This window comes from Rhizobium sp. CF080 (assembly GCF_000282095.2).
In the GTDB taxonomy this organism is placed as follows: Bacteria; Pseudomonadota; Alphaproteobacteria; order Rhizobiales; family Rhizobiaceae; genus Neorhizobium.
This window is the reverse complement of the sequence record NZ_AKKC02000008.1, coordinates 614,961-634,539: the sequence shown is the minus strand read 5'-3', so window position 1 is coordinate 634,539 and position 19,579 is coordinate 614,961. Positions and strand designations below refer to the sequence as shown.

General features: G+C 61.8%; 19 protein-coding genes. 6 read left to right on the top strand and 13 right to left on the bottom strand.

Features of this window, described 5'->3' with window-relative positions:
• The first annotated feature begins 95 nt into the window (after positions 1-95).
• Positions 96-1,850: a penicillin-binding protein 2 gene (locus PMI07_RS20070; protein WP_024163965.1), complete on the top strand. Its 1,755-nt coding sequence runs from the start codon at positions 96-98 to the stop codon at positions 1,848-1,850.
• A gap of 29 nt (positions 1,851-1,879) precedes the next feature.
• On the opposite strand, the gene PMI07_RS20065 is transcribed toward PMI07_RS20070, so the two are convergent.
• The 10 genes from PMI07_RS20065 to PMI07_RS20025 all read right to left on the bottom strand — a co-directional run bounded on the left by PMI07_RS20065 (position 1,880) and on the right by PMI07_RS20025 (position 11,642).
• Complete coding sequence (locus PMI07_RS20065) at positions 1,880-3,472, bottom strand: FGGY-family carbohydrate kinase (RefSeq protein WP_007760456.1); 1,593 nt, start codon at positions 3,470-3,472, stop codon at positions 1,880-1,882.
• Between the two features lie 52 nt (positions 3,473-3,524).
• Positions 3,525-4,235: an HAD family hydrolase gene (locus tag PMI07_RS20060; RefSeq protein WP_037087683.1), complete on the bottom strand. Its 711-nt coding sequence runs from the start codon at positions 4,233-4,235 to the stop codon at positions 3,525-3,527.
• A 12-nt stretch (positions 4,236-4,247) separates the two neighbouring features.
• Complete coding sequence (locus PMI07_RS20055; RefSeq protein WP_007760459.1) at positions 4,248-5,729, bottom strand: mannitol dehydrogenase family protein; 1,482 nt, start codon at positions 5,727-5,729, stop codon at positions 4,248-4,250.
• 22 nt (positions 5,730-5,751) lie between these two features.
• Positions 5,752-6,756, bottom strand: coding sequence for an ABC transporter ATP-binding protein (locus tag PMI07_RS20050; RefSeq protein WP_007760462.1), 1,005 nt, complete (start codon positions 6,754-6,756; stop codon positions 5,752-5,754).
• Between the two features lie 11 nt (positions 6,757-6,767).
• Positions 6,768-7,592: a carbohydrate ABC transporter permease gene (locus PMI07_RS20045; protein WP_007760466.1), complete on the bottom strand. Its 825-nt coding sequence runs from the start codon at positions 7,590-7,592 to the stop codon at positions 6,768-6,770.
• A 9-nt stretch (positions 7,593-7,601) separates the two neighbouring features.
• Entirely contained in the window at positions 7,602-8,474 is an 873-nt protein-coding gene (locus PMI07_RS20040) for a sugar ABC transporter permease (RefSeq protein WP_007760469.1), read from the bottom strand.
• 34 nt (positions 8,475-8,508) lie between these two features.
• Positions 8,509-8,643 carry a hypothetical protein gene (locus PMI07_RS35990; protein WP_280949775.1) on the bottom strand — a complete coding sequence of 45 codons (135 nt, stop codon included), beginning with the start codon at positions 8,641-8,643 and terminating at the stop codon, positions 8,509-8,511.
• A 49-nt stretch (positions 8,644-8,692) separates the two neighbouring features.
• Positions 8,693-10,018, bottom strand: coding sequence for a sugar ABC transporter substrate-binding protein (locus PMI07_RS20035; protein WP_007760472.1), 1,326 nt, complete (start codon positions 10,016-10,018; stop codon positions 8,693-8,695).
• A gap of 146 nt (positions 10,019-10,164) precedes the next feature.
• Positions 10,165-11,118, bottom strand: a complete 954-nt coding sequence (locus tag PMI07_RS20030) for a sugar-binding transcriptional regulator (protein WP_007760486.1) — start codon at positions 11,116-11,118, stop codon at positions 10,165-10,167.
• 140 nt (positions 11,119-11,258) lie between these two features.
• The gene (locus PMI07_RS20025) at positions 11,259-11,642 is read right to left on the bottom strand and encodes a Fic family protein (protein WP_245277206.1); all 384 of its coding nucleotides are present in this window, start codon (positions 11,640-11,642) and stop codon (positions 11,259-11,261) included.
• Here PMI07_RS20025 and PMI07_RS35770 point away from each other — a divergent pair.
• Positions 11,541-11,789, top strand: coding sequence for a hypothetical protein (locus PMI07_RS35770; RefSeq protein WP_245277207.1), 249 nt, complete (start codon positions 11,541-11,543; stop codon positions 11,787-11,789). The two genes, PMI07_RS20025 and PMI07_RS35770, sit on opposite strands and share 102 nt — an antisense overlap.
• A gap of 51 nt (positions 11,790-11,840) precedes the next feature.
• Here the strand turns inward: PMI07_RS35770 and PMI07_RS20020 are convergent, their stop codons facing one another.
• The 3 genes from PMI07_RS20020 to PMI07_RS20010 form a co-directional block, all read right to left on the bottom strand.
• Positions 11,841-12,059, bottom strand: a complete 219-nt coding sequence (locus PMI07_RS20020; protein WP_007760490.1) for a hypothetical protein — start codon at positions 12,057-12,059, stop codon at positions 11,841-11,843.
• A 115-nt stretch (positions 12,060-12,174) separates the two neighbouring features.
• On the bottom strand, positions 12,175-14,022 hold the full coding sequence (locus PMI07_RS20015; protein WP_007760492.1) for an ABC transporter ATP-binding protein: 1,848 nt from the start codon (positions 14,020-14,022) through the stop codon (positions 12,175-12,177).
• A 14-nt stretch (positions 14,023-14,036) separates the two neighbouring features.
• Positions 14,037-15,200 (bottom strand): M20 aminoacylase family protein, encoded by a 1,164-nt coding sequence (locus tag PMI07_RS20010; protein WP_024163964.1) that lies wholly within the window; start codon positions 15,198-15,200, stop codon positions 14,037-14,039.
• 325 nt (positions 15,201-15,525) lie between these two features.
• Here PMI07_RS20010 and PMI07_RS20005 point away from each other — a divergent pair, with 325 nt between their 5' ends.
• The 4 genes from PMI07_RS20005 to PMI07_RS19990 all read left to right on the top strand — a co-directional run bounded on the left by PMI07_RS20005 (position 15,526) and on the right by PMI07_RS19990 (position 19,568).
• The gene (locus tag PMI07_RS20005) at positions 15,526-17,235 is read left to right on the top strand and encodes a peptide ABC transporter substrate-binding protein (protein ID WP_007760189.1); all 1,710 of its coding nucleotides are present in this window, start codon (positions 15,526-15,528) and stop codon (positions 17,233-17,235) included.
• A gap of 77 nt (positions 17,236-17,312) precedes the next feature.
• Entirely contained in the window at positions 17,313-18,323 is a 1,011-nt protein-coding gene (locus PMI07_RS20000; protein ID WP_007760186.1) for an ABC transporter permease, read from the top strand.
• Positions 18,316-19,242, top strand: a complete 927-nt coding sequence (locus tag PMI07_RS19995) for an ABC transporter permease (protein WP_007760185.1) — start codon at positions 18,316-18,318, stop codon at positions 19,240-19,242. The genes PMI07_RS20000 and PMI07_RS19995 overlap by 8 nt, the downstream gene beginning before the upstream one ends.
• A 128-nt stretch (positions 19,243-19,370) precedes the next feature.
• On the top strand, positions 19,371-19,568 hold the full coding sequence (locus PMI07_RS19990) for a CsbD family protein (protein ID WP_007758233.1): 198 nt from the start codon (positions 19,371-19,373) through the stop codon (positions 19,566-19,568).
• Positions 19,569-19,579 lie beyond the last annotated feature (11 nt).

Genomic DNA, 19,579 nt, shown 5'->3' with positions numbered 1-19,579 from the left:
TGGCTTCCGGCCCGACCGCGTGCAGGTTGCAAACCAGCGGCGACTGACCGCCCGAGCTTTGCCTTCGGCTGACATATTTTGTGGATTTGTTCGGAATGATCTCTTTTGTCGTCCGGCTCAGAAGCCGTGCACATTTCATCGTTAAGAGCAATGTCATCGCCAAAAATGCGACCTTCCTGGGTGCACGCACAAGCCGCAGAAGGGAGGCCAGGCAACGGCTCGGAATTCTGATCGCCGGGTTTCTTGCCGTCTATTTCGTCATCGGCGCGCGCCTTGTCCAATACGGTCTTGCCGAACCGGCCGTGACGGGAACGATCGGCAGCAACCCCGTCGCCTCCAGGCCGGACATCGTCGATCGCAACGGAGCACTGCTGGCCACCGACCTCAACATGATCTCGCTCTATGCCGATCCGCGCAGGATCGTCGATGCGGACGAGGTCGTCGAGAAGCTTGCCTTCGTCATCCCGAACCTCGACTGGAGCGAAACCCACAAGAAGCTGCGATCGCAGACCGCCTTCCAATGGCTGAAACGGCAGCTCACCCCGAAACAGCAGGCGGATATCCTGACGCTCGGCATTCCCGGCATCGGCTTCAGACCGGAAAAACGCCGGTTCTATCCAGGCGGCGCGACCGCCTCTCACATCGTCGGCCATGTGAATGTCGACAATCAGGGCCTTGCGGGAATGGAGCGCTATCTGGACCAGCAGGGTCTCGGCGATCTTCGCCTGGCCGGGCTCACCGGCGGCGCCCCGCTTGAGCCGGTCAGACTGTCCATCGATCTCCGCGTCCAGAATATCGTCCGCCAGGTCGTCGCCAACGCGATGACCGCCTATAAGGCCGAGGCTGCGGGCGCCGTGGTTCTCGACGTCGATACCGGCGAGATCCTGGCGATGGCATCAGTGCCCGACTACGACCTCAATGAACCCTCCCGGACGCTGCCCGACGGCAGCGTGGACAAGGACTATGAAAAGGGCTGGTTCAACCGGATGAGCAACGCCACATTCGAGATGGGCTCGACATTCAAGAGCTTCACTCTGGCGATGGGGCTGGACGAAGGCAAGATCACCCTGAACTCCGTCGTCGATGCTTCCCGGCCCATACGCATGGGCGGCTTCACCATCAAGGACTTCCGCGGAAAGAACCGACCGCTGACGATCTCGGAAGTCTTCCAGTATTCATCGAATATCGGCACCGCGGCGGTGGCGGACAGGGTCGGGATCGAGGGTCATCAGCAGTTCCTCACGAAGCTCGGGCTTCTTTCCAGGATGGAAACCGAGATGCCGGGCGTGGCGACGCCAACCCAGCCGAAGACATGGAAGAAGATCAACTCGGTCACCATCTCGTTCGGCCACGGGGTCGCAACCACTCCGCTGCAGACCGCGGTTGCCGCCGCCGCTCTGATCAATGGCGGCACCCTTGTTCCTCCCACTTTTCTTCCCCGTTCCCGGGAAGAGGCCGAGCGGGTTTCCCGCCCGGTGATAAAGCGGGGCACCAGCGGCGACATGCGCTACCTGTTCACCTGGAACGGCGTGAAAGGCTCGGGACGCGGCGCGCAGGTCGAAGGTTTCCAGGTCGGCGGCAAGACGGGCACGGCCGACAAGGTGATCAACGGACGTTATGCCAAGGACATCAATTTCAATGCCTTCGTCGCTGCCTTCCCCATGGACAGGCCCAAATACATCGTACTTTCGATCATCGATGCCCCGCAGACAGGGGAACACGGCGGGCGGACCGCCGCATCCACCGCCGCACCGATGATCAAGGAGATTATCGGTCGATCAGCGCCTTTGCTCGGCGTGCAGCCCCGTTTCGGGTCTCCTGACGCGCCGCATCTGCTGGAGAACTATTAGAACTGCGGGATAACTCGCCGCGCAGCCGCCTACGCCATCCCCCGCAATTCCTCCCGGTGCCTGACCATCGCCAGGAACCGTCGGTAGTCCCGCCCGTACTGCTCGGCCCGCGCTGGGTCCGGCAGCATTTCTGTCCCGCCGCCGTCCATCGCCTGCCCCGCTTCGAACAGCGAGCCATGCACCCCGCCGGCCACCGCAGCCGCCATTGCCGTCCCGAGCAGCACGGCATCGCGGTTTTCCGGGATCACCACCTTGCGGCCGGTAACGTCGGCGTAGAGTTCGATCAAGAGCGGGTTGTTGACGTGGCCGCCGGTGACGTGGAGGGTTTCGAACCGATAACCGTAGTCCGAGAGCGCGTCGAGAATGTGCCTTATGCCGAGCGCGATCGAGACGCAGGTGCGCCAGTAGAGCCGGCAGAGGCCGTCGAAGGACGTGTCGAGCGTCAGGCCGCTGATGACGCCGGTCGCGTGCGGGTCGGCAAGCGGCGAGCGGTTACCGTGGAAATCCGGCAGAATGTGCAGGTTCGGGGCGATATCGTCCTCGGATTCCGTGCGCAACTCGCCGACGCGGGCGATGATGCGGCCGTGGAGTTCCGTTGTCGGTTCGCCGCCGGCGGCGTGCATTATCACGATATGATCGAGCAGCGCCCCCGCCGCCGACTGTCCGCCTTCGACCAGCCAGTGGCCGGGGAGGATCGCCTCGTAATAGGGCCCCCAGAGGCTGCGGCCGGGCTTGGCATCCCTGGTGAAGGCGACGATGCAGCTCGACGTGCCGCCGATCAACGCCACGCTGGTTTCGAGTTTGGAGCCTTCGGAGGCGCCGCCGGAAACCCCACCGAGGACGCCAAAGGCGCCGGCATAGGCATCGATCATGCCGGGCGCCACCTGCACTTTCGCGTCGAGGCCGAGCTCTTCGGCTGCCCGACGGCTGAGGCCGCCGACGCTTGTCCCGACGCCGATCGTATCATCCGGCAAGCCGCCCTTTTCGAGAAGGTCTTCGAGGCCGGCGAGCGCCAGGTAATCGGCGCTCCAGCCGGGATTTTCGTGGGCGAGATAGTTCCATTTGGCGGTCAGCGTGCAGCGCGAGCGGGCGGGCGAGCCGGTCGCCTTCCAGGTGAGGAAATCGGCGAGATCGAAGAAATAGCCCGCCTTCGCCCAGCTTTGCGGCAGATGCTGTTTCAGCCACATCAGCTTCGGCATTTCCATCTCGGGCGACAGCGAGCCACCGGAGAATTCGAGCACCTTGTGCCCAGTGGCGGAAAGCTGCTCGGCGTGTCTGATCGCCCGATGGTCGAGCCAGACGATGGTGTCCTGGTTGGTCTTGCCGGTCGTCGAAACGCTGAGCGGTCGGCCTTCGCGGTCGCGGGCAACAAGAGAACAGGTGGCATCGAAGCCGATTGCGGCGATGCGGTCCGCCGCAATACTCGCCTCGGCCATCGCCTCTTTCACCGCGCGGCAGGTGGCGGCCCATATATCTTCGGAATCGTGCTCGGCGTGATTCTGCTTCGGGCGGAACATCAGGATGGGGTGCTTGGCCTTGGCGAGCAGGCGCCCGGCGCGATCAAAGACGCCGGCGCGGGCGCTGCCCGTGCCGATATCGACCGCAACGAGATGATCACGCATCCGGATTTGTTTCCTGTCCCTTGTGGTCGCTCAGGTATTCCGCAAGCAACAGCTAAACTGCCGACTGCGAAACGGGGCCGTTGCGACCCTCTATGTGTTTCTGGACAAGGTGGATCAAATCCGGCATCGCGTCAAACACGACTTCCGGTGAAAGCGCATCGATCCGCTCCCGGTAGCCGGGAACCGAGGCGTGCGAACCGCCGACGAAGGCAAACACCGACATGCCGGCGCTGTGGCCCGCCTGGATGCCGGCGGGGCTGTCCTCGATGACGATGCAGTTTTTGGGATCGGCGCCCATTTCGCTTGCCGCATGCAGGAAGAGATCCGGCGCCGGCTTGCCCTTTTCCACCATCGTGGCGGAAAAAATGTTCGGCTCCAGCTTGTCGATCAGGCCGGTCAGCGACAGGGACAGGCGGATGCGCTCCGGCTGGCTCGAAGACGCCACGCAGCGGCGGAAACCTAACGTATCCAGGGTCTCGGCAATTCCCGGCATCGGCTGCAGCTCTGCACGGAAGCGGGCGTAGAGATCGTGGCGCATGTCCTCCAGAAAACCGTCGTCAGCCTCGACGCCGAATTCCTCGCGCATGGTTTTCGTCACGGTGCCGAGGCTGCGGCCGAGGAAGCGGCGATAGGCCTCCGCCGCATCCATCTCGACCCCCTTGCGGCGCAGCGCATCGACGAGCACGCGCACGGAAACGGGCTCGCTGTCGACGAGGACCCCGTCGCAATCGAAGATCACCAATGGTCCCGCCGACTGTTGCACGTCCGTCACCCGCTATTTGACCAGCTTGCCGCCGAGATAAAGCTCGAGCGTCCTTGCCGTCCCTTCAGCCCAGAGCGTCTTCAGCGCATGCGCAAAGCGGGTGCGGAACAGCTCGGACTTCGCAACGTCACCAAAAATGTCGCCAAGCGCAAGGAAGGCGTCCGGGTTATCCTTGGCTTTCAGCGCCGCGGCGTTCAGGCGATCGGCGCTGGCGTCGTTGAAGACGATCTCCTTGCCGCTGTCCGACGTGCCGGCGAAGTAGCGGCACCACAGCGCCGAGACCAGCGAGAGGCCGACAATGTCCTGGCCCTTGGCCAGCCGGTCGGCGGTCGAGGGCAGGATGAATTTCGGCTGGCGATTGGACCCGTCCTGCGCGAGACGCGGGATCGTGTCGCCGATCTTGGGGTTGGAGAAGCGCCGCTCGATCAGCTTGTAGTAATCAATGAGGTTGGTGTTCGGCACCGGTGGGATGACCGAGATGATCTCGTCCTTTTCCAGCTTTTCGAGGAAGGCGCGGATCAGCTTGTGCTCCATCGCCTCATGCACGAAATGGATGTCGAGAAGGGCTGCCGGATAGGCGATCGCCGCATGGCCGCCGTTCAAAATGCGGATCTTCATCAACTCGTAGGGCGCCACGTCGGGCACGAACTGGACGCCCACCTCTTCCAGCCGCGGACGGCCGGAGGGGAACTTGTCCTCCATCACCCACTGCTTGAATTCCTCGCAGAACACAGGCCAGTTGTCGTCGATGCCGAAATCGTTCTTGAGGATGTCGATCTCGCGGCCCCCCGTGGCGGGCGTGATGCGATCGACCATCGAGTTCGGAAAGGCGACGTTCTTGTGGATCCAGTGGGCGAAATCCGGGTCGGAAAGCTTGGCAAGCCCGATGACGGCGTTCTCCGTCACCTCGCCGTTTCCGGGAATGTTGTCGCAGGACATGATGGTGAACGGGGCGATCCTGCGTGCCTTGCGCTCCTTGAGGCCGGCGAGGATCAGGCCGAATACGGTCTTCGGGTTCGCGGGGTTCTTACCATCTTCGGCGATCGCCGGATGGGCCGGGTTGAACGCACCCGATGCATCGATGAAATAGCCGCCTTCGGTAATCGTCATCGAAACGATGCGGATGTTCGGGTCGGCCAGCGTCTCGATCAGGGTCGCGACGTCGCCGGGGGCGATGATGTCGATCATCGGCGCGGTGATGCGGGCGGCGGTCCGGTTGTTGTCCTGCTCGACGACGGTGGTCAGAAAATCCTGGGCCTTCAGCTTGTCGCGCATGGCCCCGTCGGACGGCATTACGCCGGCGCCGATGATCGCCCAGTCATGCGCCTTGCCGGTGTTGAACAGGTCGTCGAGATAGATCGCCTGGTGGGCGCGATGGAAATTGCCGACGCCGAAATGCAGGATGCCGGCGGTCAGGCTTTTGGGATCATAGGCCGGCACGGCGGCGGTGGCCGCAGCGTCATTCAAGCTCGCCAGCGAAAGCTTCACAGTCATTGTCTTTACTCCAGTCTCGCGCTCAGGCGCGAAGGGCCAGGCCCTTGTCATCGAACCGATGCAACTTGGTCTCATCGGGCGTCATGTAGACCGTATCACCGTGATAGGCGCCGAATTCCCCGTCGCAGCGTGCGGTGATCTGGCCCACACCCTCGACATCAAGGTGCAGGAACGTGTCGGCGCCGAGATGTTCGGCGACCTTCACGACGCCGCGCCAGATGCCGCTGTCCTTCGACAGGCCGAGATGCTCGGGGCGGATGCCGGCGGTCTTGGCGTTCTTCGACTGGGCGTAGGTGCCGGTAACGAAGTTCATGTGCGGCGAACCGATGAAGCCGGCGACGAACAGATTGCGCGGGCTCTTGTAGAGTTCGAGCGGCGAGCCGACTTGCTCGATATTGCCGCGATTGAGCACGACGATCTTGTCGGCCATGGTCATCGCCTCCACCTGGTCGTGGGTCACGTAGACCATCGTCGTCTTGAGCTGGTGGTGCAGGTCGCTGATCTCCAGCCGCATCGTGCCGCGCAATGCGGCATCGAGGTTGGAAAGCGGCTCGTCGAACAGGAAGGCCGAAGGTTCGCGCACGATCGCGCGGCCGATCGCGACGCGCTGACGCTGACCGCCGGAAAGCTGCGAGGGGCGGCGCTCCAGATAGTCGGTCAGGTTCAGCACACGGGCGGCATCCGCCACCTTCTTGTCGATCACCGCCTTGTCGAGCTTCGCCATCTTCAGGGGGAAGGCGATGTTGTTGCGCACGCTCATATGCGGATAGAGCGCATAGGACTGGAACACCATGGCAAGGCCGCGCTCGGCGGGTGCCGCGTCGGTGACGTCCTTGCCGTCGATCAGGATATGCCCGCTCGAAACGTCTTCCAGCCCGGCTATCAGACGCAGCAGCGTGGACTTGCCGCAGCCCGAGGGACCGACGAAGACGACGAATTCGCCGTTGTTGATTTCGAGGTCGATGGACGGAATGACCTTGGCCTCGCCGAACACTTTCGACACTTTTTGGAGCGTGATGCTGCCCATGTCCGTTTTCCTTACTTAACCGCGCCAAACGTGAGGCCGCGAACGAGTTGTTTCTGTGAGAACCAGCCGAGGATGAGGATCGGTGCGATCGCCATGGTCGAGGCGGCCGATAGCTTTGCCCAGAACAACCCCTGGGGACTGGAGAAGGATGCGATGAAGGCCGTCAGCGGCGCCGCGTTGGTGGTCGACAGCCGGATCGTCCAGAACGACTCGTTCCAGGCGAGGATGATGTTGAGGAGCAGCGTCGAGGCGATGCCCGGCACCGCCATCGGCGTCAGCACGTAGACGATTTCCTGCCAGAGACCCGCCCCGTCCATCCGCGACGCTTCCAGGATCTCGCCCGGAATTTCGCGGAAATAGGTGTAGAGCATCCACACCACGATCGGCAGGTTGATCAGCGTCAGCATGACGGTCAGCCCGATGCGGCTGTCGAGCAGGCCGAAATCGCGGAACAGGAGGTAGATCGGCACCAGCACGGCGACCGCCGGCATCATCTTGGTGGAGAGCATCCACATCAGGATGTCCTTGGTCCGCTTGGTCGGCGAGAAAGCCATCGCCCAGGCGGACGGGATCGCGATGATCAGCGCCAGGATGGTGGAGCCGACCGACAGGATCACCGAGTTCATGAACGGCTTCAGGTAATCGCGCTGCGTCTGGACCGTGATGTAGTTCTCGAACGTGCCGGACGGCCACAGGCTGAAGCCCGCGATCGCTTCCGGCTCCGTCTTGATGCTGGTGATGATCGTGTAGAGGATCGGGAAGAAGATGATCAGCGCGACGATCCAGGCGGCGACCGTGGCGGTGATCTTGTGTCTTGTCGTAACGTTGCGTGCCATGATCTTCTCCTACCGGTCCAGGTTCTTGCCGACGGCGCGCATCAGGAAGAAGGCGACGATATTGGCGAGCACGACTGCGATAATGCCGCCTGCCGAGGCGCCGCCGACATCGTAGCCGAGAAGCGCCGTGCGGTAGATCAGGAAGGCGAGGTTGGTGGAGGCGTAACCGGGGCCGCCATTGGTGGTGACCAGGATTTCCGCATAGACGCCCAGCAGGAAGATCGTCTGGATGAGGATGACGACCGTGATGGACCGGGCGAGATGGGGCACCACCAGGTAGATGAAGCGGTTGAGGAAGTTGGCGCCATCCATCTCCGCCGCTTCCTTCTGTTCGCCATCGAGCGACTGCAGGGCGGTGAGCAGGATGAGCGTCGCGAACGGCAGCCACTGCCAGGCGACGATGATGACGATCGAGAAAAGCGGATATTGCGCGAACCAGTCGATCGGCCGGAGCCCGAAGAATTTCGAGATGTCGGCAAATACCCCGTAGCTCGGGTTCATGATCATGTTCTTCCACACCAGCGCCGCAACCGGCGGCATGACGAAGAAAGGTGAGATGATCAGGATGCGGACGATGCCCTGCCCGAAGATGGGCTGGTCGAGAAGCAGCGCGATCGCGATGCCACCGATGACGGTGATCAGCAGCACCCCGCCGACGATGACCAGCGTGTTCCAGATCGACTGGAAGAAGGCCGGGTCGGTATAGAAGAACTGGTAGTTGAAGAGACCCGTGAAGCTGACATTGGACGGATCGAGCAGATTGTAGTTCTGGAACGAGAACCACAGCGTCATCGCCAGCGGCACGATCATCCAGATGAGAAGAAGCAGAACGGAGGGCGCCATCATCAGGCGCGCCAACGTCTTGGTGTTTTGCGTTGCCATATCGACGCCCTCCCATGGAACGTAATCGTTCCAGTTATCCCGCGCCTTTTTCTTTTGGGGAAGGAGACGGACGCAGGATGCAGGTTTTTGTTGTTATCTGGTTGTTACCGGATTGCCCTGCCCGATCATCGGCCCGCATCAAAGCCTCAAGGCGGGTGATCTCGGCCAAGATCCGGCTGTCCGGCGCAGGATTGCCGGACAGCCGTTGGCTCTGGAGGTTACTTCGGATAGCCGGCGCGCTTCATTTCGCGCGTCGTAGCCGTCTGGGCCTGGGCAAGCGCATCGGCGACCGTGGACTGGCCGGCGACGACTGCCGAGAACAACTGACCGACATTGGTGCCGATCGCCTGGAATTCAGGGATCGCCACGAACTGGCCACCGGTATAGGGCACCGGCTTGACGGTCGGCTTGGTGATGTCGGCAGCGCCCATCGCAGCAAGGGTCGGCGCTGCGAAGGCGGCGGCCTTCTGATAGTCCGCATTGTTGTAGAGCGAGGTGCGGGTGCCCGGAGGAACGTTGGCCCAGCCTTCCTTGGCGGCGACTAGCTGGGTATATTCCTTGCTGGTTGCCCAGGAGATGAACTTCTGCGCCGAGTCGGCCTTCTTCGAAGAGTTCGGAACGGCGAGGTTCCAGGACCACAGCCAGTTGCCGTGGTTCTTCAGCTCGCCCTTGGTCGGGAAGAGCGCGTAACCCACCTTGTCGGCAACCTTGGAATCCTTCGGGTTGGAGACGAAGGAGGCCGCCACGGTGGCATCCATCCACATGCCGCACTTGCCCTGCTGGAACAGCGTCAGGTTTTCGTTGAAGCCGTTCGAGGAGGCGCCGGCCGGACCGGCATCCTTCATCAGGTCGACGTAGAACTGCAGGGCAGCCTTCCATTCCGGCTGGTCGAACTGCGGGTTCCACTTCTCGTCGAACCAGCGGCCGCCAAACGAGTTGGTCAGCGCCGTGATGAAGGCCATGTTCTCGCCCCAGCCGGCCTTGCCGCGCAGGCAGATGCCGTTCACGTCAGCCTTGCGGTCGGTGATCTTGCGGGCCGCGTCGCCGATAAATTCCCAGGTCGGGTTTTCCGGCATCTTCAGACCGGCTTTCTCGAACAGGTCCTTGCGATACATGATCATCGCCGACTCGCCGTAGAACGGTGCGGCATACAGCTTGCCGTTGACCGTCAGGCCACCCTTGATCGCCGGCAGGATGTCGTTGGTGTCGTACTTGTCGCCGAGCTTGTTCAGCTCCAGCAGCCAGCCCTGCTTGGCCCAGATCGGAACTTCGTAATTGCCGATCGTCAGGATGTCGTACTGACCGCCCTTGGTGGCGATGTCGGTGGTGACGCGCTCGCGAAGAACGTTTTCTTCGAGCGTGACCCAGTTGATCTGGATGTCCGGATTGGCCTTGGTGAACTCGGCGGTGAGGCCCTGCATGCGGACCATGTCGCCGTTATTGACCGTCGCGATGGTGAGGGTTTCGGCCGAAGCCGCGGTGGAGAAAAGGCCGGCAAGCGCCAGCGCCGAGCAAGCGCCCAGCAAAATCGTCTTCAATGTCATATCTTCCTCCCAGAAGATGAGTAACGAGCATTCGCTTTGCTCATGGGCAATTACCCACTTATTGCCACCAAAAGTCAATCGCCATTCGTCGCTGCATTGCAGCAGAGGAAGGTCATGTCCTTGATTTGACTAACTATAATTTTTGCTCAGCGAGCGAGCAATTGCTCTGCAGTCGCCTCGTCGGTGATCACACCGTTGATGATATTGCCCTTGAGCGCGGCGGAAATCGCCTGGAATTTCTTGCGCCCCTGAGCGATCCCGATAACGGAGGAGGTCTCTCGAGGGGGGATCGGCACGCTGGCGACGCGGTCGTTGATGGAATTGGCGAGAAGCCGGCCCTGGCTGTCATAGACCCAGCCGCAGATCTCACCGGCCGCCCCTTCCTGGACGAGCTTCAGCATCTCCTCCTTGCCGAGAAAACCGTCGACGCAGAGCGGACCGTCAGGCCCAAGTTCGCCGATGCCGACGAAGGTGACGTCGGCCTGCGCCCCGAGCTTGAGCGTCGAGCGTACCAGCGCCTGGTCGTGCAGGGTCTCGCGCTCCTCGGCCGAGGAACAGAGAACCGGCAGCGGCATCGGAAAATGCCGCGCCTTGATCGCGTCTGCCATCGAGAAGATGACGTTATAGAAGGCGGCCGACCCATCCGGCCCGATATTGCCGGTGAGCGACACGATCCGATGCTGCGGACATTCCATCGGCGGCAGCTGGTCGACGGCAGCCTTCAGCGTGCGGCCGGTGCCGACCGCGATGACGATCGGGTCCGGCCGTTTCAGCCAGCGCTCGATTTCGGCGGCTCCGGCTTCGGCGATCCCGACGGTGCTGGAGATCCCTGCCGGGTCGCTCGGCACCACTTCCACATGCTTGAGATCGTATTTCTTGCGCAAGCCCTCGGCGAGTTCCAGGCAGGCGGCGATCGGATGGTCGAGGCGCACCTTGATCAGCCGCTCGGCAACCGCGAGCGACACCAGCCTCTGCGCCGACTGCCGCGAAATGCTCATGGCCGCAGCGATCTCGTCCTGGGTCCGCCCGGCGACATAATAGAGCCAGCCGGCTCTTGCCGCATCGTCGAGCCGCCCCTGCGTATCAGACCGTTTTGCCATGGCAGAAATTCTCCTCCGCGTGTTGCTGCCATGGTTTCGGATGGTCTGTCAAACGGCGAAACGGCGGGGGAAGAGTGATGCAACCTTTATGATATAGCCTGCGGGAACCTCGTGACGACCACTCCCTGACGACCACTCCCTCACGTCAGGCGCAGCGCATCGTTTATCACCCGTCCCATGAGATCGTATTGAGCACGGTGAGCTTCTTTCGACCCCTCCAGCCATCCGGCCGCGTCGATCTTCGTCAGGTCGAGGGGATGGCCTGCCCGCTCCGAAAGCTGTTTCAAATATTGCAGCTGGGTCCGGCCGTTCCCTTCGCGAAAAGGATGGACATAGTTCACGTCGCCGATAATCCGGGCAGCCTCTGTCGCAAATACCGATCGCTCCAGATCTTGCAGAAAATCGGATTTCGCGATGCGGCGGTGAACATCGGCCATGCCGATTTCGATATATTGCCGGAACTGGAATTGGCTCTCGCCCTTGGAAATCTCGACCGTCCGCACCTGCCCCGCCCATTCATAGATGTCCTGGAAAAGGTGGCGGTGGATTGCCTTCAGATGCTTGAGATCGAAATCGCCTCGTGGAATGCCTTGCCGGACACGAATGGTCGAAAACCGACGCTCCGCAAAATCCAGCTCAGCGGGGTCTCTGATATCCAGCTTGTTTCGTAAGATTTTCGTACCTGGATAGACGTACGGATCGTCGCTCATCTAGGCAGCGGGCTATCGTCTGGCGACAGCGGAAACAATCAACTCTTCCTTTTCGCGCATTCGCTTTTTCAGGTCGTCGCGAACATAGGCCAACTGCTCCTCGGTCGAAAACCCTTCACGGTCGAACATCTCGAACATGGCCATGTCGTCCACATCGAGGGGATTGCCCTCGATCATTTGGAGATGCGCCGCTTCAAGAGTGCGTTGCCGGATCGTGTCTTTGTCGCTCATGTGAGAAAGTGTCCTCATATCAAGACGGCAAATCGCCCGGATTTCTGACATCACAAAGATACCAGAAATCCGGGCGACCGGCAAATTCGGCAATCACTGGCAGCGTGGAAAACCCTTACGCCACCTGCACCACATGCCCCGCGGAAACCTCGCGGTACTCCCGCTTCGGCGGCACGTAGTTGACCGGGCGGATGGGGCTCTTGATCTCGTCGGTCGACATGTTGCGCTTGATCCGGCGGCGCGATGGATCAGGCACCGGCACCGCCGACATCAGCTTCCTCGTATAGGGATGCTGCGGGTTTTCGAACACCGCCGCCCGCGGGCCGATTTCCACGATTTCGCCCAGATACATGACCGCCACCCGATGGCTGACGCGCTCGACGACGGCCATGTCGTGGGAAATGAACAGGAACGCGAGATTGAGGCTCTGCTGCAGGTCGAGAAGCAGGTTGCAAACCTGCGCCTTGATCGACACGTCGAGCGCCGAGACCGCTTCGTCGGCGACGATGATCTTCGGGTCGAGCATCAGGGCGCGTGCGATGGCGATGCGCTGGCGCTGGCCGCCGGAAAACTCGTGCGGGAAACGCTTCATCATGTCGGCGGAAAGGCCGACCTTCTCCAAGAGGCCGGCGGCCTTGTCGCGGGCCTGCTGTTTGGTGCCGAGGCCGTGCTCGATATAAGGCTCCATGACCGCCGAACCGATGCTCATGCGCGGGTTGAGCGAGGCAAACGGGTCCTGGAAGACCATCTGGATCGACCGGCGCATCAGGCGCAGCGTCGGCTGGTCAAGCTTCATCACCTCATAGCCGTCGAGAGTGACCTCGCCGCTGGTCGGCGTGATCAGACGGGTGACGGAGCGGCCCGTGGTCGATTTTCCACAGCCCGATTCGCCGACCAGCGACAGCGTCTCGCCCGGGAACAGGTTGAAGGAGACCTTTTCGACCGCGTGCACGGCGCCGGACTTGCGGCCGAACAGGCCGGAATGAATATCGAAGCGGGTCGTCAGGTCCTTGACGTCCAATATCGGCGTCTTGCCCTTGCCGACCGTGTCGGTCACGTCGGCGAGCGGCTGCTGTTCGCCGGTCTTGACGTCGACGATCGGGAAACGCAGCGGCAGCTTGCGCTCGCCCATCGAACCGAGCCGCGGCACGGCGGAGAGAAGCGCGCGGGTATAGGGGTGCTGGCCGCGGTGGAAAATGTCGCTGGTCTCGCCCGTCTCGACTGCATCGCCGCGATACATGACGATGGTGCGGTCGGCGACTTCGGCGACGACGCCCATGTCGTGGGTGATGAACAGGACCGACATGCCCTCCTCTTCCTGCAGCACCTTGATGAGGTCGAGAATCTGGCCCTGGATGGTCACGTCGAGCGCAGTGGTCGGCTCGTCGGCGATCAGCAGCTTCGGCCTGGCGGCGAGCGCCATGGCGATCATCACGCGCTGGCGCATGCCGCCGGAGAACTGGTGCGGATATTCGTCGAAACGCGACGACGCGTTCGGGATGCGCACCTTTTCGAGCAGGCGGATGACCTCGGCCTTCGCATCGGCATTGCTGATGTCGGTATGGACGGTCAGTGCCTCGGCGATCTGCTTGCCGATCGGGAAGATCGGGTTGAGCGAGGTCATCGGCTCTTGAAAGATCATCGAGATGTCTTTGCCGCGCACGCGGCGCATCTGCTCTTCCGGCAGCGACAGCAGCTCGCGGCCGTTGAGGAAGATCTGGCCTTCGATCTTGCTCGTATTCTTCGGCAGCAGTCGCATGATCGACAGCGAGGTGACGCTCTTGCCTGAGCCCGATTCGCCGACGATCGCCACCGTCTCGCGCGGCGCCACATCGAAGGAGATGTTGCGCACCACAGTGCGCCATTCGTCGTTCACGCGGAACGAGGTCGAAAGATTGCGGACCGACAGGACGGGGGTCACCGAACCGCCGCCCTGTTCCATGGAAGTTCCCGAAAGCAGCATGGAGATCTCCTGGTTCAGGCGGCGAGCGCGGTTTCGGCAAGCGTGACCCAATAGCTGACGCCAAAGGGGATAGCCTCGTCGTTGAAGTCATAAGCCGCGTTGTGGAGGCTCGCGGTATCGCCATTGCCGATGAAGATGAAGGCGCCGGGGCGCTTTTCCAGCATGTAGGAAAAGTCTTCCGCGCCCATATGCGGCGCCATGCCGGTCAGCACGGCCTTCGGCCCGGCGACCTTGCCGGCGATCTCGGCCGCAAAATCGGTCTCGTTATCGTGGTTGAAGGTGACCGGATACCCGCGGCGATACATGACGTCGGCCGTGGCGCCATGTGCGATCGCGGTCGATTGCGCCACTTCGCTCAGGCGCTTTTCGGCGAAATCACGCGTTTCCGGCAGCAGCGTGCGCACCGTACCGGTCATCTTCACAAAGGCCGGGATGACATTGCTCGCCTCGCCGCCATGGATGGAGGCGACGGTGACGACGAGCGACTTCAGGGGATCGGTCTCTCGCGACACGATCGACTGCAGCGCCAGCACGATATGCGAGGAGATCAGGATCGGGTCGATCGAATTGTGCGGCTGGGCGGCATGGCTGCCGCGGCCGTGGACGGTGATCTCGAACGTGTCGGCCGCCGCCATGATGCCGCCCTTGCGGATGGCGAAATTGCCGACCGGAAGCCGCGGCTCGTTATGCATGCCGTAAACTTCCTTGATGCCGAATTTCTCCATCATGCCGTCGTTGATCATGGCGAGCGCGCCGGCGCCGCCTTCTTCCGCCGGCTGGAAGATCACCGCGACCGAGCCTTTGAAATTGCGGGTTTCGGCAAGGTATTGTGCTGCGCCGAGCAGCATGGCGGTGTGGCCGTCATGGCCGCAGGAATGCGCCTTGCCGGGCGTCTTGGAAGCCCAGGGCTTGCCGGAGGTCTCGAGAATCGGCAGCGCGTCCATGTCGGCGCGGAAACCGATGACCGGACCGTCGCCCTGGCTGCCCTTGATGATTGCCACGACACCGGTCCTGCCGATGCCGGTCTCGACGATGTCGCAGCCGAAGGCCCGCAGCTTCTCGGCGACAAATTTCGAGGTCTCGTGGACGTCGTAGAGCAGCTCCGGATTCTCGTGGATATGGCGCCTCCATTCGGCAACCTGATCCTGCATTTCGGCGACGCGATTGATGACCGGCATTATACGGACCTCATTGTTTTTCTGCTGTTTCCCACTCTGGTCGGGGCGGATATTGCGACGCGATGGCACGATTTTGCAAGCTTCAATTTTCCGGCTTGAACGGAAAATAGGCCTATGCTTAGATGGCTCAAAATTTGATCATGCTCGCCAAAGGCGGCAGGATACCACATGTTCTTAAGGTAGTTTCGGAGGAGGAAGCAGAGCGAAATAGGCTGCGAAGTCAATAAGTTGAGGAAGGCGACTTCGCAGTCCCGAGGCACAAGAAGCCGGCTTGACCGGCATGCCCAACCACAACTCATAAGAGAACGATAAGGGGAATAGCAGCATGAAAAACCTCAAACTTCTTCTGGCCGGCACCGTTGCCGCCTTGGCCTTTGCAGGCTCGGCCGCCTACGCGGCCCGCGGCACCGACGGGGATCTGAAGATCCTGTTCTGGCAGGCCGTCTCCACCATGAACCCCTACCTCTCCGGCGGCACCAAGGAAGTCTATGCTTCCTCGATGGTCATCGAGCCGCTCGCCCGCTACGACGAGAAGGGCGAACTGGTGCCGACGCTGGTCACCGAGATTCCGACCGTCGAGAACGGCGGCGTCGCCAAGGACCTGATGAGCATGACCTGGAAGATCAAGCCAGGCGTCAAATGGTCGGACGGCACGCCTTTCACGGCCGACGACGTCATCTTCACCTGGAAATACTGCATCGCGCCGGATGGCGGCTGCGCCCAGGCCGCCCAGTATGAAGGCGTCAAGAGCGTTGAGGCCCCGGATCCTCAGACTGTCAAGATCACCTTCACCGAACCGAAGCCCTATCCCTACAGCGCCTTTGTCGGCGCCCAGTCGCCGGTCATCCAGAAGAAGCAGTTCGAAAACTGCGTCGGTGCCAAGGCGCCGGGCTGCACGTCGGCCAATTTCGGCCCGATCGGCACCGGCCCGTTCGTCGTCAAGGAATTCAAGCCGAACGACGTCATCACGCTGACCGCCAACACCAACTACCGCGATGCGGCCAAGCCCGCCTTCGCGACCGTCACCCTCAAGGGCGGCGGTGACGCGGCGTCGGCTGCACGCGCCGTTCTTGAAACCGGTGAATATGACTATGCCTGGAACATGCAGGTAGAGCCGGAAATCCTCGCCAAGATGGTCGCAGCCGGTAAGGGCAAGCTCGAAACCGCCTTCGGCACCCAGGTCGAACGTATCAACCTCAACCACTACAATGCGGACCCGTCGCTGGGCGCAAAGCGCTCCACCAAGGAAGCCGGCCCGCATCCGTCGCTTTCCGACCCGGCCGTTCGCCGCGCACTGTCGCTCGCCATCGACCGCAGCATCATCGTTGAGGCCGGTTACGGCGCTGCCGGCAAGGCAACCTGCAACATCGTTCCCGCACCCGATGCCGTCGCTTCGACCAAGAACGACAGCTGGTGCCTGAAGCAGGATCTCGCAGCCGCCAACAAGCTGCTTGACGATGCCGGCTGGAAGAAGGGCCCGGATGGCATCCGCGCCAAGAATGGCGTGAAGCTCTCCTATCTCTACTCCACGTCCACCAACTCGGTTCGCCAAGCCACCCAGGAACTGGTGAAGGACATGTGGTCGCAGATCGGCGTCGGCGCTGAACTGCGCAACGCCAGCGCCTCGGTCTTCTTCGGCGGCGATCCGGCATCTCCTGACACCTTCCAGAAGTTCTATGCCGATGTGGAAATGTACACCAACAACTTCGACGGCACCGACCCGGAAAAATATCTCGCAGAATGGCTGTGCGACAAGGTTCCGGGCCCGGCGAACGGCTGGCAGGGCCAGAACATCCCGCGTTACTGCAACCCGGCCTACGACAAGCTGGTCGGCGAACTTTCGAAAACCGCCGAACTCGACAAGCGCGCCACGCTTGCCAAGCAGCTCAACGACATGCTGACCGAGGAAGGCGCGCATATCCCGCTCGTCCACCGCGGCAGCGTCTCCTCGCATTCTCTCAAGCTTGCCGGCGTGAAGATGAATGCCTGGGATAGCGAACTGTGGAACGTCGCCGACTGGTCGCGCGCGAAGTAATGCCGATCGCGGGGCCTGCGCTCAGCGCAGGCCCCGCGCCCGCATTTTCTTCTCCGCGCTAGTCTGGAGACTTATTGATGTTCACCTACACTTTGCGGCGATTGCTCTTCGCAATCCCGACGCTGCTGATTATCAGCTTCGTCATTTTCGCGCTGCTCGATCTTGCACCCAACGATCCGACCGGCGACCTGCCGTTGACGATCCCGCCAGAGGTCCGCGAGCAGATCCGCGCATCGCTCGGCCTCGATCAGCCATTCTTCTTCCGTTATCTCTACTGGCTGCAGCAGTTCTTCATCAACGAACCGCTCAACATCCTCGAGCGCCTGACGGGATGGCAGTTCGGCGACGGCAACCGCATGCGGGTGCTGTCCTGGGCGACCAGAAGCCCGGTCGTCGACCTGATCGTCCAGCGCCTGCCCCAGACACTGTGGGTCGTCGGCCTGGCCTATCTGTTCGGCGTCATGATCGCCGTTCCGATCGGGGTCATCTCCGCCTACAAGCAGTATTCCATTTTCGACCAGATCGGCACTTTCCTGTCGATGGTCGGTTACTCGGTGCCGACCTTCTTCACCGGCGTCCTGCTGGTCGTCATCTTCTCCTCCTACCTGCAATGGTTCCCGTCGGTCTATGACACCAATCTTGTCGTCAACGACTTCTCGAGCTTCGTTCAGCAGATCAAGCAGATGGCTCTGCCGGTGACCGTCCTGTCGCTCTTCAACGCCTCGCAGATCACCCGTTTCGTGCGGGCCTCGATGCTGGACAACCTGCATCAGGACTATGTGCGCACGGCGCGCGCCAAGGGCGTCAAGGAAAAGTCGGTTCTGCTCATCCACGTGCTGCGCAACAGCCTGATCCCGGTCGTCACCGTGATCGCGCTCGGCGTGCCGACGATCTTCTCCGGCGCCATCATCACCGAGCAGATCTTTCGCGTGAACGGCCTCGGCCAGCTCCTCATCATCGCGGTACAGGGGGCCGATATCCCGCTCGTCCAGACCCTGACCTTCATCTTTGCGGTGCTGATCGTTCTCTTCAACCTCATCGCCGACGTGCTTTACGGCATTCTTGACCCGAGGATCCGTTATGACTGATGCGACCATAACAGCGACGCCGCCCGCCAAGGCGGCAACCCCCACCCGTTCGGCGTTCGCAGACATGTGGCGCCAGTTCCGCTCCCACAAGGGCGGAGTGGCGGGGCTGATCGTCTTCACGTTCATCGTGCTGGCGGTCTTTGTCGGCCCCTATATCCATCGCGTCGCACCGAACGCCATCAACATCCGCGACAAGAACCAGTGGCCTTCCTGGGCTCATCCGTTCGGAACCGACAATCTCGGCAAGGACATGCTTGCCCAGGTGCTGGCCGGCGGCCGCATCTCGCTGGCCGTCGGCATCACGGCCATGCTGCTGGCGCTTTTCCTCGGAACCCTGGTCGGCGTGGTCTCCGGTTATATCCGCAGGCTCGATGGCCCGCTGATGCGCATCACCGACCTGTTCCTGGCACTGCCGCTCCTGCCGCTGCTGCTCGTCATCCTGATGCTCTTCCGCGATACGCTGAGGGCCGCCTTCGGACCGGAAACCGGTATCTTCATCCTGATCGTCTTCGTGATCGGGATTACAAGCTGGATGCACACCGCCCGTATCGTGCGCGGCGATGTGCTGGCCGTCAAAAGCCAGGAATTCATCCTGGCGGCCAAATCGAGCGGCATGCGGGAATACCGGATCATCCTCAGGCACATCCTGCCCAACGTGCTGAGTTCGATCATGGTCTCGGCGACATTGGGCATCGCCTCGGCGATCATCACGGAATCAGCGCTGAGCTTCCTGGGCCTCGGCTTTCCCTCGGATTTCCCGACCTGGGGACGGCTGTTGTTCGACGGCGCCAACTTCCTGCAGCTGACGCCCTCGCGTGTACTCTGGCCGGGTCTGGCGATCTCGCTGACCGTGCTCAGCGTCAACTACATGGGTGACGCGATCCGCGACGCGCTCGACCCGCGTGCGCTGAAACACTGACCGCAAAACGATCCTCGAAAAATGGCGGCTTCAGCCGCCATTTTTGTTTGGCTGGCTGGAACAGCAGGCCTCGAACGTAGTTTGGCGACCGGCGGAATGGTCCGTCAGCAATCAGGAGGAAACAGGCGATGAACTGGAATCAGGTCGAAGGAAATTGGGAACAGTTCAAGGGCAAGGTCCAGGCGCAATGGGGCAAGCTGACCCGTGACGACATGGACGTGATCGCCGGCAACCGCAAGCAGCTCGCAGGCAAGATCCAGGAGCGTTACGGCAAGGCCCAGGAAGACGCCGACCGCGAGGTCGACGATTGGCTTCGCAAGCACTGAATTTTTTTTCG

Coding starts and splice junctions, on each gene's coding strand:
- PMI07_RS20000 (WP_007760186.1), top strand. CDS start 17,313: ATGTTCACCTACACTTTGCGGCGATTGCTCTTCGCAATCCCGACGCTG.
- PMI07_RS20035 (WP_007760472.1), bottom strand. CDS start 10,018: ATGACATTGAAGACGATTTTGCTGGGCGCTTGCTCGGCGCTGGCGCTT.
- PMI07_RS20050 (WP_007760462.1), bottom strand. CDS start 6,756: ATGGGCAGCATCACGCTCCAAAAAGTGTCGAAAGTGTTCGGCGAGGCC.
- PMI07_RS20065 (WP_007760456.1), bottom strand. CDS start 3,472: ATGCGTGATCATCTCGTTGCGGTCGATATCGGCACGGGCAGCGCCCGC.
- PMI07_RS20030 (WP_007760486.1), bottom strand. CDS start 11,118: ATGGCAAAACGGTCTGATACGCAGGGGCGGCTCGACGATGCGGCAAGA.
- PMI07_RS20015 (WP_007760492.1), bottom strand. CDS start 14,022: ATGCTGCTTTCGGGAACTTCCATGGAACAGGGCGGCGGTTCGGTGACC.
- PMI07_RS20020 (WP_007760490.1), bottom strand. CDS start 12,059: ATGAGCGACAAAGACACGATCCGGCAACGCACTCTTGAAGCGGCGCAT.
- PMI07_RS20045 (WP_007760466.1), bottom strand. CDS start 7,592: ATGGCACGCAACGTTACGACAAGACACAAGATCACCGCCACGGTCGCC.
- PMI07_RS20070 (WP_024163965.1), top strand. CDS start 96: ATGATCTCTTTTGTCGTCCGGCTCAGAAGCCGTGCACATTTCATCGTT.
- PMI07_RS20055 (WP_007760459.1), bottom strand. CDS start 5,729: ATGACTGTGAAGCTTTCGCTGGCGAGCTTGAATGACGCTGCGGCCACC.
- PMI07_RS20010 (WP_024163964.1), bottom strand. CDS start 15,200: ATGCCGGTCATCAATCGCGTCGCCGAAATGCAGGATCAGGTTGCCGAA.
- PMI07_RS19990 (WP_007758233.1), top strand. CDS start 19,371: ATGAACTGGAATCAGGTCGAAGGAAATTGGGAACAGTTCAAGGGCAAG.
- PMI07_RS20040 (WP_007760469.1), bottom strand. CDS start 8,474: ATGGCAACGCAAAACACCAAGACGTTGGCGCGCCTGATGATGGCGCCC.
- PMI07_RS19995 (WP_007760185.1), top strand. CDS start 18,316: ATGACTGATGCGACCATAACAGCGACGCCGCCCGCCAAGGCGGCAACC.
- PMI07_RS20005 (WP_007760189.1), top strand. CDS start 15,526: ATGAAAAACCTCAAACTTCTTCTGGCCGGCACCGTTGCCGCCTTGGCC.